We start from the raw sequence: 13,569 nt of genomic DNA on the forward strand, positions 1-13,569 counted from the left end.
TGCCGCGATCAATACATTACAACGGACCGGATGCTTTCGCCTTTGTGCATCAAATCGAAGCCTTTGTTGATGTCGTCAAGACCCATGGTGTGGGTGATCATCGGGTCGATTTCGATCTTCCCTTCCATGTACCAATCCACGATTTGTGGCACATCCGTGCGGCCCCGCGCACCGCCGAAGGCTGTGCCACGCCAGCTGCGCCCTGTGACCAGTTGGAAGGGACGGGTGGCAATCTCGGCCCCTGCAGGTGCGACACCGATGATGATGCTTTCGCCCCAGCCCTTATGCGCCGATTCCAGTGCCGTGCGCATGACATCCACGTTGCCGGTGGCGTCAAAGGTATAATCCGCGCCACCTTTGGTGAGGTTCACCAGATGGGCGACGATATCGCCATCCACGTCCTTGGGGTTCACAAAATCGGTCATGCCGAACCGTTCGGCCATCTCAACCTTCGAGGGGTTCAGATCAACGCCCACGATCTGATCTGCACCGGCCAACCGCAGGCCCTGGATCACGTTGAGGCCGATGCCACCCAGCCCGAAGACAATCGCGCGGCTGCCGATTTCCACTTTGGCCGTGTTGATCACCGCGCCGATGCCCGTGGTGACGCCACAGCCGATGTAGCAGATTTTGTCGAACGGCGCGTCGGGCCGCACTTTGGCAAGGGCGATTTCGGGCAAGACCGTGTGATTGGCGAAGGTCGAACAGCCCATGTAATGCAGGATCGGGTCGCCGTCGAGGGTGCTGAACCGCGATGTGCCATCAGGCATCAGTCCATGCCCTTGTGTCGACCGGATCGACTGACACAGGTTGGTTTTGGGGTTCAGGCAGTACTCACACTCCCGACATTCGGGGGTATAAAGCGGGATCACATGATCGCCCTTTTTCAGGCTGGTGACACCGGGGCCCACATCGACAACGACGCCCGCGCCCTCGTGGCCCAAAATGGCGGGAAACAACCCCTCAGGGTCGGCGCCCGACCGGGTAAATTCATCCGTGTGGCAAATACCCGTGGCTTTGATTTCAACCAGAACTTCGCCGGCGCGAGGGCCGTCAAGGTTGACTTCCATCACCTCAAGCGGCTTGCCCGCGGCGATGGCGACTGCGGCGCGTGTACGCATGTTGGTTCCTCCCTTATTCAGATTCAAAGTGTGCGAAACTGCAGGGCCATGCAATCCCCAGTTTACATTGCCGGTCTGCGGCATCCTCCGTGATCTGTGTTGCGCAGCCGTCATCGGTTGGGAATACTGACCGGTATGAAACATCTCATCCTGCTCGCCCCGATTGTCGGCCTTGCGGCCTGTGACGCCCCTTTGACCAAAACACCCCCAACGCCGCCAGCCCCCCCGCTGAGCGCGGACACCTGCAACGCCAACCGGCATACGGCTGTCATCGGGCAGGACGCCACGGCGCTGGAACGCATATTGATTATGGATGAGGTGCGCGTGATCCGGCCCAACATGGCGGTCACGCAGGATTTCCGACCAAACCGGATCAATTTCAACATCGGTCCTGACAACCGTGTCATATCGATCATGTGTGGGTAATTTATCGAAGCCACCTCGGGCGCGCGACTGGGTGGGGGCTAATACAACGCACCCGAGGGACTTACGATGACCTCTGGATGCACCCCAAACATGTCAGGTCTAAGATCGCATTGTGACCTTTTTGGACAGATATGGCCGCTTGGGTTGAAATGACGACCAAAGAGCGCAACTGTTTGGTATGAATGCGCCGACACCCTTTCCCGGAAAACAGCACGCCCAAGTGGCGTTTCACCGCACTGAGCTGAATATGATCCTGTCCCTGTACGGCCGGTTTGTCGCGGCGGGCGAATGGCGGGACTACGGGATTTCCCATTTGAAAGACGTGGCCGTCTTTTCGGTGTTTCGACGGACCGCTGAACATCCCATGTACCGCATCGAAAAGCGCCCTGCGCTAAGGCTCAAACAGGGGCAATACGTCGTGCTGGGGATGGAGGGGCAGATCCTTAAACGCGGAAATGATCTGCGACAGGTGCTGCGCGTGTTGGAGCGCAAACTGATCCGCGCCGTGGATTAAAGCACGCGTTTGCGGGCCAGAATATCCCCATCGCCTTGCGCCTTGATGCGGATCGTTGCTTCTGCCAGACCTTCGTAGACGCACGCCATGTGATGGGCATTGGCGTGGATCATGGTCTGGGCGTCGACCATCATGGCAACGTGACCTTTCCAAAAAACCAGATCCCCCCGCTGAAGCTCCGCATCAGCGGCAAGGGGCCGTCCGAACCCTTCCCTCTGCAAATCGCTGTCGGCGGGGCAAACATGGCCGCAGGCGTGATAGGCCGTTTGAATGAGCCCTGAGCAATCGATGCCACGGCTTGAATTGCCGCCCCACAGATAGGGCGTGCCGAAAAACAGCTGGGCGACGGTGGCAGGGTCCGCAAAGGGCTGATCCAGCGGGCGTAGATGTTTTTTCGGGATGTAGCCAAGGGGGGTTTCGAACATCTTGTGGCGTTCATCCACCACCGTGACCTCAGCCCCGAAGGGCAGATGCACGAGATCGGCGGATTTGAAACTTTCGCCCGCATAGGCGTGGGTCGCGAGGGTTGAGACACGGTGACTGGGCTGCGCTGGGGCGGTCAACGCGGCCTCGGCCACATAGCCCACGTAGCCGTCCCGTTTGGACTGCACAAAGGCCCACCCCTCACGGCGTTCATAGACGGCGACAGCGGCCCCCATCAGCAGCTGGCGGTCGCGTTTACCAGCGGGGCTGGCGCAGAGATCAACGACCGTTTGGCCGATGCTGGCCGGTTCGCTCACAACAAAGGCCTTCGCCTCTACCTGACCCTTGAGGTGCACAGCGGCGACGCGCCCGTTGGCTGGGGTTAATCGGCGGTCAGTCACAGATCAAGGACCTGTGGCAATGCGGCCAAAAGAGCCCGCGCGCCCTGCCCTGCGCCGCCCTTAGGGCGTGCTGGTGCAGCCGCGGGGTTCCAGCCGTAGATGTCGAAATGGGTATAGGGTGTGTCTGTCACAAAGCGGCGCAGGAAAAGTGCCGCCGTGATCGAGCCCGCAAATCCCCCCGACGGCGCGTTGTCGAGATCGGCGATTCCGGGTTCGATCATCGCCTCGTAGGGGTCGTGGAACGGCATCTGCCACACAGGGTCCGCCGTGTCTGACGCGGCTTTTGGCAAGACCGCGGCCATGGTTTCGTCGGTGGTGTAGAACGGGGCAAGATCTGGGCCCACAGCCACACGTGCGGCCCCCGTCAACGTGGCCATGGAAATGATTTGATCCGGCGCGTCTTCTTCAGCGAGGGCCAAAGCATCGGCCAGCACAAGACGTCCTTCGGCGTCGGTGTTGTTGATCTCAACCGTCAAACCCTTGCGGCTGGTCAGAACATCACCAGGCCGGAAGGCGGAGCCATCTACCGCGTTTTCAACCGCTGGGATCAGCACGCGCAATTGCAGCTTGAGGCCCAGCGCCATGATCATATGGGCCAGCCCCAGGACGGTGGCCGCCCCGCCCATGTCTTTCTTCATCAAGCCCATCGACGCGCCAGGCTTCAGGTTCAGACCGCCCGTGTCGAACACGACACCTTTGCCCACCAACGTCAGCTTTGGTCCGCTGTTCCCCCAGCGCAGATCAATCAGACGTGGGGCGCGCGACGACGCGCGGCCTACGGTGTGGATGAGGGGGAAAGTCTGCGTCAGAAGGTCCTCGCCTTGGGTCACCTCTGCCGCGCCGCCGTGCATTTCGATCAGATCCAGAGCCGCTTGGGTCAATTCCGCAGGCCCCATATCCGACGCAGGCGTATTGATGAGATCCCGGGTGAGGCATTCACCTGCGGCCATGGCCTCAACCTTCGCAGTATCCACGCCATCTGGGGCAACGAAGTGCGCCTGAGGGGTGGCTTGTTTGGCATAGCGGTCAAATCGATATGCGGACAAAAGCAACCCCAAAGCTGCTTCGTCCAAATCGGTCCCGTTCAGTTCGGTTTCGATCCGGTATGTGCCCTTGGGCAGTTTGCCCGCGACCGCCGCCAGCACAAACCGACGCCGCGTTTGCCCCTTTGCGCCCAGTCCGGCGTAGACGCGCGCGACCCCGCCGGATGAATTCGGCACAACGCACAAGCTGCCAAAGCCGCCCGTAAATCCGTTGGCAGCCAACCACGCCGCATCACTCTCAGCGGTCGTGTCCTCGCCCGCGAACACAGTTATCAATGGGATGGCGTCGTCAGTTGACGCTGCAAATTTCGGGGCATTGGCAAGAAGAGACATAGGACCTCACGGCTTGGGTTTGGGAAAATCCTATCCCAAGCCGTGAGGGAGGACCACGCCTCAATACGTGCTGATCGGACCTGCTGCGTGATCCAAGGCCTGCGACATCAGTCGCATCAGGCGGGACAAGGTGGCTGTCAACGCGACCTCATCAGGATCGTCGATGCAGTAGACAACATCTGCGGCCACCTGCCCCATGCGGCGCAGGCCAAGTTGATCGGCCAACAAAACAATACTGCGTGCACGGGTTTCCAACCGGTCAAATGCCCCTGCTTGATAATCCTCATCCAACCAACGCAGATGACGGGACAGCTCTTCGAGCCCAGAACAGATCAGATCGCTGTGGTCAAAATTTTCTCCGTCCATGCCGAATGGGGACAATGCACGAACGTCTTGACCGAACGTTTCCTTCGGGACCAATTGCGCCACAACGGCGGATTGCCCCCGGCTATTATGGTTCATACCACTCACTCCTATTCACCCAAACACCGCGATACGCCTACAACGTTTCCAAGTGGTTTCTAGTACCCTCAATAATGTCTCGAAATTTGTGAAAACTTTTCATAAAAGCGTGACAAGACGACAGGGAATACTAACTGATGAAAATTGCGCACCAATTGCCCGCCTATTTGGCCCGGCGCTATCATGGCTGGAAGGCCACGACATACGAACAGAACAAAGGCTGGCACCTGCAATTGGCCGAAGAAGGCCAGCACCCGCGCTGCATGGTCATCTCATGTTGTGACAGTCGCGTCAGTCCCCTGGCCCTGTTTGAGGCTGATCAGGGGGAGCTGTTCATCCACCGCAATATTGCCAACCTTGTCCCCCCACACGAAGGCGATGGCCGCCATCATGGCACGTCTGCGGCCGTTGAATACGCCGTGAAGGTTCTTAAGGTGTCACACCTTATCGTGCTGGGCCATTCGGCCTGCGGCGGGGTCAAAGGATGTTACGACATGTGTGCCGGTCACGCCCCCGACCTTGAGGATCCATCCAGCTATGTAGGTCGCTGGATGGATATCTTACGCCCCAGTTATGACGACCTGAGTGATGGCAGCGACGAAGATCGCATTGCCGCTTTGGAAAAACACTCTGTCGTCGTGTCTCTGACGAACCTGATGACATTCCCCCATGTTCAAGCCGCCGTTGAAGAAGGTCGGCTGTCGCTGCATGGACTTTGGACAGACATCGGGCAGGGCGGTCTGGAATTCTATGACGCCGAAACGGACACGTTCCGGCCCGTCTGACCTGCGACGATCCACCGCCGCCCCGTTATGGGGTTGCCGTAGCGTCCTGCATCGTTAAAGAACGGTGCAACCGCAAAACGAGGGCACAATGGCCGATATTCTTGACCTCGCGGCGACCAATCTGTTGTCGCCCGTTATTTTGTCATTCGTTCTGGGCCTTGCTGCGGCATTGGGTCGATCTGATCTGAGCGTGCCGGAGGCCGCAGCCAAAGCCCTGTCGATCTACCTGCTGTTCGCGATCGGGTTCAAAGGTGGGGCTGCCGTGGCGGCCAACGGGCTGGACGGTACGTTGGTTGCGACACTTGTGGCGGGTTTTGTGCTGTCGGCCATCTTGCCATTTATCGCGTTCTTGCTGTTGCAGGTTCTGACAAACCTGAGCCGTGTGGATGCAGCTGCGGTGGCAGGTCACTACGGGTCGATTTCGATCGTAACGTTTGTGGCCGCCAGTTCTGTGTTGGAAGGCCGCGCCATTTCATCCGAAGGCTACATGGTGGCCGTCGCCGCCGTGATGGAGGCACCCGCAATCCTGTCTGCCCTCTGGCTGGTTTCAACAGGCGGATCGGGCCGACGGATGGACAGCGAATTGATGCGGGAGATATTGCTGAACGGATCCATCGTGCTGCTGGTCGGGTCGTTCTTTATCGGCGCTATTACGGGCGACGACGGTCTTGAGGCGATTTCAAGCTTTATCGTCGCGCCGTTCACCGGCGTGCTTTGCCTGTTCTTGCTGGACATGGGGCTGGTCGCCGGGCGCGGTCTGCGTGAATCGCGCGGGGTGCTGAACATGGGCGCAGTCGCCTTCGGCATCGCGATGCCTATCATCGGCAGCTTCATCGGGCTGGGGGCGGCTTTGATCGTGGGCCTGTCGCCGGGGGGGGTGGCGCTGTTGATGGTGTTGTCGGCCTCCGCCAGCTACATCGCCGTGCCAGCCGCCATGCGTGTGGCCCTGCCAGAGGCAAATCCGTCAGTTTATCTGACGTTGTCCCTCGGCGTGACTTTTCCGTTCAATCTGACAATAGGCATTCCGCTTTATGTAGCGGTAAGCCAAGCCGTAACAGGGGGCTGATATGCAAACTCACCACGCCAAACGCGTCGTCATCACGATTGAAGCGATCATGCAGAAACGTCTGACCGATACCCTCGAAGGGGCGGGCGTGACCGGCTATTCCATTCTGCCCGTCCTGGGGGGATCTGGTCGGTCCGGGGCGTGGTCGCGTGAAGGGCAGATCAGCCGGGCCAGCGGCATGGTTCAGGTCGTGTGCATCATCCGTGAGGAACGGCTGGACGGGCTGCTTGAGGCCGCGTTTGAGGTCGTGGACAAACACATTGGCGTGGTGACGATTACCGACGTTGAAGTCCTGCGCGCAGAGCGGTTTTAGGGCCCGTTACCCTGTTTGCGGCACATTGCGTCGCATCACATAACGCATATTCTTGCAAGAACGGCCCCGCCGATGCCGGAGGAGCCGTCTGATGTCATCGAACCTTTCTGGGCGAAAGGATCAGCCCTTTTTCAGGACCCGTGCGCCCAATGTTTCGGCGATTTGCACCGCGTTCAGGGCGGCGCCCTTGCGCAGGTTGTCCGACACGCACCACAGGTTCAGGCCATTTTCAATCGTGCTGTCCTGACGGATGCGGCTGATGAACGTTGCGAAATCGCCGACGCATTCCACAGGCGTCACGTAGCCGCCGCTTTCACGCTTGTCGATCACCATGATCCCCGGGGCCTCACGCAGGATGTCGCGGGCTTCGTCTTCGTCGAGGAAATCTTCAAACTCGATGTTGATCGCTTCGGAATGGCCCACAAACACGGGCACGCGCACGCAGGTCGCTGTGACCTTGATCTTTGGGTCGACGATCTTCTTGGTCTCCGCGACCATTTTCCATTCTTCCTTGGTGGACCCGTCTTCCATGAAAACATCGATATGCGGGATCACGTTGAAAGCGATCTGCTTGGGGTAGACGCTCGGCTCCACTTCCTGACCGGGAACATAGACGCCCTTGGTTTGATTCCACAGCTCATCCACGGCGTCTTTGCCGGTGCCGGACACAGATTGGTATGTGCTGACGACGACGCGTTTGATGCGGGCGCGGTCATGCAGCGGTTTCAGCGCGACCACCATTTGCGCGGTTGAGCAGTTGGGATTGGCGATGATGTTTTTCTTCGCATAGCCCTCAACCGCCTCTGGGTTCACCTCTGGCACCACAAGCGGAACGTCAGGGTCATAGCGATACAGCGACGAGTTATCGATCACCACGCAGCCCGCCTTGGCGGCCACGGGTGCGTATTTCTTGGTGGCATCCGACCCAACCGCAAAGAACGCGATGTCGTAGCCCGCGAAATCGAAGGTATCCAAGTCTTTCGTCTTGAGCGTCGTCTCGCCGAATGTCACTTCCGTGCCCATGGATTTGCGGGAGGCGAGTGCCACCACTTCATCGGCTGGAAACTGGCGTTCCGCCAGAATGTTGAGCATTTCGCGGCCCACGTTGCCCGTGGCGCCACATACGACGACTTTATAGCCCATCTGCTTGGTTCCTTTGTAAAGACTCATGCCCCTTTGGTGGGGCGTGGCCCTCTTAGACGTTTGGGGACACAAACGAAAGAGGCAGTCGGCGAAAGGATCAGCCGTGGCGGCTAAGACCGGCGATCGGGCGCAAAGGCATAGATGACCAAGCCGCAGCAAATGAGACATCCGTAGAACAAAAACAGCTGGTTGTAGGCGTCGGCGCCGGTCTGCGTCCAACGGTCCATCAAGCGACCGGTGACAAATTGCATGACGCCCACGCCGCCAATGCCAAAGAGGTTCAACATGGTCACGCCGCGCCCTGTCAGATGATCCGGGAAAAACGCGCGGCCATGGGCGATGAGGACAGGAAACGCTGTGCCCCCAATCCCCACCACCGCCAGCAACGCGACCGCACCCCAGATCGACCCACCCGCAGGGAGGGCGAACAAGGCAAAACACGCCAAGGCGCCCAAGGCATTGCCCCCGAAGACGACCCATTTGCTGGATCCGAACAAACGGTCCGCCGGACCATAGAGGAAACTTCCCACGATCATCGCAAGCCCCATGACCAGTGTCACTGACCCGATCATCGCCGTATCAGCGCCAAACACATCTGCGCTGTAGGGGCCCGCCCAGAGACCGCGAATGCCCGCAGCAGGCGCGTAATTCACAAACATCATCGGAAAGATCAGCCACAGGGCCGGAATGCGCAGGACGTCAAGAACAGTGCCGCTTTGGCCAGTGGTCGAAGTGTTGGGGGGATCTTTGACAAATACCCAAAGGGAGGTTGCGATAAGAAGAGTGAGAGCCGCCAGCGTCCACATGGTCTCTCTCCATCCCAGTGTCTCAACCGCCCAGGCCATGGGGGCCGCACTGGCAAGGTTGCCCACAGACCCGAACCCGATGACAGCCCCCGCAAGGGTCGAGAACATCGCCGCTGGGTACATCTTGGCAAAGATGTAGTAGCTGGCCATCAGCACAGGCGCGCAGCCCACGCCGATCAACGCCATGGCCCACGCAATATGGGTTGGCGTTGTGGCCATCGCGAAAACCGCAGCGCCCCCGGCCCCACCCAGTGCAAACAAAGATACGGCGGTCCGTTTCGGGCCGATCCTGTCCAAGGCCTCACCCACGGGGATTTGCATGGCGGCAAACACAATGAACCACAGCCCGGACGCATAGGCCAAATCTGCGGGGGTCGCGCCCAGATCGGCCTCAAGCGCGGGCGTGAGGACGGCCAGAAAGGCGCGGTAAAACTGGCTGAGTACATAGGCCAGCACGAGGCAAACAAGACCGATACGCATGATGTGGCATTCCTTTGGCCCGATGGGTCGCATGGACAGGGACACGAGGGCAAGGGGTCGCATTCCTGACCAAAACAATAGGCCATAGATAGACGGCAGCAGATCAATCAGGTATCGGGCGATATGACCGACAGCACGCACATCAACGACAGCCCCGACCGGCCCACTTGGTTCTTCGCCGACAAAGCGATTGCTGCCGTGGCCTTTACGGTCGCCTTGTTCTGCATGTTGCCCCATCTGGCCGTTTTGCTGGCATCCTTTACCAGCGATACAGACACCTTGCGCCATTTGGCTGATACCGTTTTGGCCCGCTACACCGGAAATACGCTTGCCCTTGTGGTGATCGTCGGCATAGCGACTTTTCTGATCGGCACGGGGGCGGCATGGTTGGTCACGATGTGCGATTTCGTGGGCCGTCGCTGGCTTGAGATTGCGTTGGTCATACCGTTGGCGTTTCCGGCCTATGTTCTGGCCTATGCCTACACCCATCTGTTGGACCATCCGGGCATTGTGCAAACCACCTTGCGCGATCTGACAGGGTGGGGCCCACGGGACTATTGGTTCCCCGAAATTCGCAGCCTAGGTGGGGCGGCTGCGATGCTGTCGCTTGTATTGTATCCTTATGTTTACCTTTTGGCGCGCGCGGCGTTTCTGGGGCAATCCGGCACGACATTTCTGGCCGCGCGGTCTTTGGGCAAATCCGCACTGGTGGCGTTTTTGACGGTCTCCTTGCCATTGGCCCGTCCTGCCATCGCGGCGGGCGTATTGCTGACCATGATGGAAACCATCGCAGATTTTGGAACGGTGTCCTATTTCGGCGTGCAGACGTTCGCCACGGGTATTTACAGCAGTTGGTTTTCCATGGCCGACCGAGGGGCCGCCGCACAGCTGTCGCTGGGCCTTTTGGCGTTCGCACTGTTGCTGGCCATGCTGGAACGCGCCAACCGAGGGCGCGCGCGGTTTGCAAATGGCAAGCGGCAAGAGGTGATTGGCCGCGTTCGACTGCGGGGCCGCGCGCAGGTGGGTGCCATTGTTCTGTGCGGGTTGCCGGTGCTGTTCGGCGTCATCATTCCTGTCATTGCCTTATCGGTCATGGCCGTCGGATCAGAGCAAAACCTGCTGAGCCGCAGATACGTCAAATTCATCACAAACTCCCTGACGCTTGCGGGGATTGCGGCATTGGTCACGGTCGCCATGGCGGTGATCCTCGGTAGTTTCGCACGGTTGCGCAGCACGCGGGCTGCGACGGGGGCGATGTATGTGGCGCGGGTCGGCTATGCTGTGCCCGGCGGCGTGATCGCCGTGGGCCTGTTGGTGCCCTTCGCGGCCTTTGATAACGCGCTTGATGCGTGGATGCGCGCGACCTTTGACGTGTCCACAGGATTGTTGTTCACAGGGTCGATCTGGCTGCTGATCGGGGCCTATATGATCCGCTTTTTGGCCGCTGCCTTAGGCGCCTATGAGGGCGGCATCGCAAGCGTCAGCCGCAACATCGACGCCGCCAGCCGCGTTTTGGGCGAAAGCTCCGCCGGCACGATCCGGCGGGTCCACGTGCCCCTCTTGACCCCCAGCTTGCTGACCGCCGCCTTGATCGTCTTCGTCGATGTCATGAAAGAGCTGCCCGCAACGCTGATCATGCGCCCGTTCAACTATGATACGTTGGCGGTGCAGGCCTTCCGGTTGGCATCTGACGAACGGCTGTCGGGCGCTGCGGTGCCAAGCCTGCTGATCGGCGCGATTGGACTGCTGCCCGTTATCTTGCTGTGCCGCAAAGTTGCCCGTCACGACGCATAAACATGCCCCACAAAAAAGGGCGCCGATGAGGGCGCCCTTTCGTGTCTTGATCGGTCCTGAGACCGGCGGGGTTATTCCCAACCCACGTCGTTGAAGATCTGCTGGGCGAGCGGCACATTGGCGGCCACATCGCTCAGATCCACATCATCAGGCTTGAAGATACCCAAAGTGGCCACGGAGGGCGAGATGCCAACGCCAGGCACCGCTGGGTATTCATCGTTACCGGCGGAGAAATACTGCTGCGCCTGATCAGAGGCGAGGTATTCAAGGAACAACACAGCGTTGTCGCGGTTTGGTGCGTTTGCTGCAACGCCACCGCCGGACAGGTTCATATGCGCGCCTTCAGCGTCTTGCGCGGGGAAAACCCAACCGATGTCAGCGCGGGCGTCTTCTGGCAGGCCGTCCACGTCTTTGCGGACGGAACGTGCGAAGTAATAAGTGTTGGAGATCGAAATATCGCACTCACCCGACACCAGACCGCGCAGCTGATCCGTGTCACCGCCCTGTGGATCACGGGCAAAGTTGTTCACGACGCCCTGCGCCCAATCACGGGCTGCTTCTTCACCGTGGTTTTCGATAACCGCAGACAGCAAGGTCTGGGAATAGACGTTGGACGAAGACCGGTGGCACACCATGCCTTCATAGGCAGGGTCGGCCAGGTCAACATAGGTCATGGGTGGGTTTTCGACGTCGTTCTTATCGTAGAAGATGATCCGCGCACGCTGGGAGAACCCGAACCACTGATTGTCGGCGTCCTGCAGGTAGCTTGGGATGCGGGCCTCAAGAACGTCGCTTTCGACGGACTGCAGGACGCCTGCATTTTTCGCACGCTCAAGACGTGAGGTGTCAACGGTCAGCAGAATATCAGCGGGGGAGTTCGCGCCTTCGGCTTCCATACGGGCGATCAATTCGTCCGCATTGCCTTCGATGCGGTTGATGGTGATGCCGGTCATGTCCTCAAAGTCAGAGTACAGACGTTCATCCGTGTCGTAGTGACGTGAGGAATAAAGGTTCAACTCACCCTCTGCGAACGCAGGTGCGGCGGTTGCCATCAAAAGGGCCGAAAGGGTCAGGTTCTTCATTGTCATTGGACACTCCATGTTATCTGACTTTTTTTGTCAGATACTCTGGGACATCATGCAGGTCAAGCTTTTCTGACTAATTTTATCAGAATTCAGTTTGTCTTGACGGATGGCTGCGTTTGCGGCCCTGTGCAGGAGAGGGAGGCATCGCATATGGCAGCACTGGGATTTTCCACCACACCGGCGAAAACATCCTACGATGTCGTCATCATCGGAGGGGCTATGTACGGGTCGGGCGTCGCGTGGTTTCTGACCAATGATCCCGACTTTGACGGGTCGGTCTTGGTCATCGAGAAAGACCCGACTTATGAAAAGTGTGCCACAGCACATACCAATTCGTGCATCAGGCAACAGTTCAGCAACCCGCTGAACGTAGAGATCAGCCGATTTGGCGCCCAGTTCATCAAGGGCTTTCGCGAACACATGGGCGGTGACACGCGGGTGCCGGAGCTGTCGATCCAAAACTATGGCTACATGTATCTGGCCGATGACGACGCCTTCGCCCAACAGCTGCGCGCCTCCCATGCAGTCCAGTCTGCGGCGGGGGCTGCCACGCAACTGATGACCGCGGATGAGATCGCGGCCGCCTATCCGTTTTACAACGTCGATGACATTGTGCTTGGGTCGATCAATACGGTTGACGAAGGCTATTGGGACGGCGGCACCGTGTTTGATTGGTTCCGCCGGTCCGCCCGCGAACGGGGCGTCGAATATCTGGCAGGCGAGGTTGCCGCCCTGCGTCTGGCTGGCGGCAAGGTCGAGGCTGTCGTGCTGACGACCGGTGAGGCCATTGGCTGCGGTCAGGTTGTCAACGCCAGTGGAACCCGAGGCGCAAAAACAGCGGCCATGGCGGGGATCGCCCTGCCGGTTGAACCGCGCAAACGCTTCAGCTGGATCTTCTCTGCCGAACAACCTCTCGAACAGGACTTGCCGCTGACAATTGATCCCAGCGGTGTGCATTTCCGACAGGACGGACCGCAGACTTATTTGGCGGGCGGGCACTCAGATGTGGACCCAGCCGTCGACTTCGATGACTTCACAATGGATCACGCCCTTTGGGAAGACAAAATCTGGCCCACCATCGCCACCCGCATTCCCCAGTTCGAGGCCATTAAGGTCGTGACCGAATGGGCGGGCCATTACGATTATAACACCTTCGATCACAACGCGATTTTGGGGCCGCATCCTGAGGTGACGAATTTTCATTTCCTCAATGGGTTCTCGGGCCACGGGCTACAGCAAACGCCTGCACTCGGGCGCGGCACGGCTGAGATGTTGGTGCACGGTGGCTACCGCACGCTTGACCTCAGCCCATTCGGGTTTGACCGGATCAGCAAAGGGGCGCCGTTTCGCGAAAACGCGGTGATTTAACGCCCC

Annotated in this window: 14 protein-coding genes; 7 read left to right on the top strand and 7 right to left on the bottom strand. The window is 59.2% G+C overall.

All coding sequences use genetic code 11. From position 1 onward, the window contains the following. Window positions 1-8 precede the first annotated feature (8 nt). The gene (locus PSJ8397_RS06765; protein WP_085863830.1) at window positions 9-1,121 is read right to left on the bottom strand and encodes an S-(hydroxymethyl)glutathione dehydrogenase/class III alcohol dehydrogenase; all 1,113 of its coding nucleotides are present in this window, start codon (window positions 1,119-1,121) and stop codon (window positions 9-11) included. 135 nt (window positions 1,122-1,256) lie between these two features. Here PSJ8397_RS06765 and PSJ8397_RS06770 point away from each other — a divergent pair, with 135 nt between their 5' ends. Together PSJ8397_RS06770 and PSJ8397_RS06775 are read left to right on the top strand one after the other, a co-directional pair. After that, the gene (locus PSJ8397_RS06770) at window positions 1,257-1,547 is read left to right on the top strand and encodes an I78 family peptidase inhibitor (protein WP_085863831.1); all 291 of its coding nucleotides are present in this window, start codon (window positions 1,257-1,259) and stop codon (window positions 1,545-1,547) included. 178 nt (window positions 1,548-1,725) lie between these two features. After that, window positions 1,726-2,061, top strand: coding sequence for a DUF2794 domain-containing protein (locus tag PSJ8397_RS06775; RefSeq protein ID WP_085863832.1), 336 nt, complete (start codon window positions 1,726-1,728; stop codon window positions 2,059-2,061). Here the strand turns inward: PSJ8397_RS06775 and PSJ8397_RS06780 are convergent. The 3 genes from PSJ8397_RS06780 to PSJ8397_RS06790 are packed head-to-tail and all read right to left on the bottom strand — an operon-like array spanning window position 2,058 to window position 4,723. Continuing rightward, complete coding sequence (locus PSJ8397_RS06780; protein ID WP_085863833.1) at window positions 2,058-2,885, bottom strand: C40 family peptidase; 828 nt, start codon at window positions 2,883-2,885, stop codon at window positions 2,058-2,060. The genes PSJ8397_RS06775 and PSJ8397_RS06780 overlap by 4 nt on opposite strands. Beyond that, entirely contained in the window at window positions 2,882-4,261 is a 1,380-nt protein-coding gene (locus tag PSJ8397_RS06785) for a leucyl aminopeptidase family protein (RefSeq protein WP_085863834.1), read from the bottom strand. Before PSJ8397_RS06785 ends, PSJ8397_RS06780 begins: the two co-directional genes overlap by 4 nt. A gap of 60 nt (window positions 4,262-4,321) precedes the next feature. Next, complete coding sequence (locus PSJ8397_RS06790; protein WP_085863835.1) at window positions 4,322-4,723, bottom strand: hypothetical protein; 402 nt, start codon at window positions 4,721-4,723, stop codon at window positions 4,322-4,324. A 137-nt stretch (window positions 4,724-4,860) separates the two neighbouring features. Between PSJ8397_RS06790 and PSJ8397_RS06795 the strand changes: the two genes are divergently transcribed. The 3 genes from PSJ8397_RS06795 to PSJ8397_RS06805 all read left to right on the top strand — a co-directional run bounded on the left by PSJ8397_RS06795 (window position 4,861) and on the right by PSJ8397_RS06805 (window position 6,887). Continuing rightward, window positions 4,861-5,508 carry a carbonic anhydrase gene (locus PSJ8397_RS06795; RefSeq protein ID WP_085863836.1) on the top strand — a complete coding sequence of 216 codons (648 nt, stop codon included), beginning with the start codon at window positions 4,861-4,863 and terminating at the stop codon, window positions 5,506-5,508. 88 nt (window positions 5,509-5,596) lie between these two features. Beyond that, window positions 5,597-6,574 carry a sodium-dependent bicarbonate transport family permease gene (locus tag PSJ8397_RS06800; RefSeq protein WP_085863837.1) on the top strand — a complete coding sequence of 326 codons (978 nt, stop codon included), beginning with the start codon at window positions 5,597-5,599 and terminating at the stop codon, window positions 6,572-6,574. 1 nt (window position 6,575) lies between these two features. Beyond that, complete coding sequence (locus tag PSJ8397_RS06805) at window positions 6,576-6,887, top strand: P-II family nitrogen regulator (protein ID WP_085863838.1); 312 nt, start codon at window positions 6,576-6,578, stop codon at window positions 6,885-6,887. 120 nt (window positions 6,888-7,007) lie between these two features. On the opposite strand, the gene PSJ8397_RS06810 is transcribed toward PSJ8397_RS06805, so the two are convergent. Both PSJ8397_RS06810 and PSJ8397_RS06815 read right to left on the bottom strand, forming a co-directional pair. After that, window positions 7,008-8,030, bottom strand: a complete 1,023-nt coding sequence (locus tag PSJ8397_RS06810) for an aspartate-semialdehyde dehydrogenase (RefSeq protein WP_085863839.1) — start codon at window positions 8,028-8,030, stop codon at window positions 7,008-7,010. A 110-nt stretch (window positions 8,031-8,140) separates the two neighbouring features. Continuing rightward, window positions 8,141-9,316 (bottom strand): MFS transporter, encoded by a 1,176-nt coding sequence (locus PSJ8397_RS06815; protein WP_085863840.1) that lies wholly within the window; start codon window positions 9,314-9,316, stop codon window positions 8,141-8,143. 123 nt (window positions 9,317-9,439) lie between these two features. On the opposite strand from PSJ8397_RS06815, the gene PSJ8397_RS06820 reads away from it, so the two are divergent. Then, the gene (locus tag PSJ8397_RS06820) at window positions 9,440-11,110 is read left to right on the top strand and encodes an ABC transporter permease (RefSeq protein WP_085863841.1); all 1,671 of its coding nucleotides are present in this window, start codon (window positions 9,440-9,442) and stop codon (window positions 11,108-11,110) included. Between the two features lie 71 nt (window positions 11,111-11,181). Here PSJ8397_RS06820 and PSJ8397_RS06825 read toward each other — a convergent pair whose 3' ends face one another. Beyond that, window positions 11,182-12,198, bottom strand: coding sequence for an extracellular solute-binding protein (locus tag PSJ8397_RS06825; protein WP_200811290.1), 1,017 nt, complete (start codon window positions 12,196-12,198; stop codon window positions 11,182-11,184). Window positions 12,199-12,345: 147 nt separating this feature from the next. Here PSJ8397_RS06825 and PSJ8397_RS06830 point away from each other — a divergent pair, with 147 nt between their 5' ends. Next, on the top strand, window positions 12,346-13,563 hold the full coding sequence (locus PSJ8397_RS06830; protein WP_085863842.1) for an NAD(P)/FAD-dependent oxidoreductase: 1,218 nt from the start codon (window positions 12,346-12,348) through the stop codon (window positions 13,561-13,563). Window positions 13,564-13,569: the final 6 nt, after the last annotated feature.

This window comes from Pseudooctadecabacter jejudonensis, from assembly GCF_900172275.1.
Lineage (GTDB): Bacteria > Pseudomonadota > Alphaproteobacteria > Rhodobacterales > Rhodobacteraceae > Octadecabacter > Octadecabacter jejudonensis.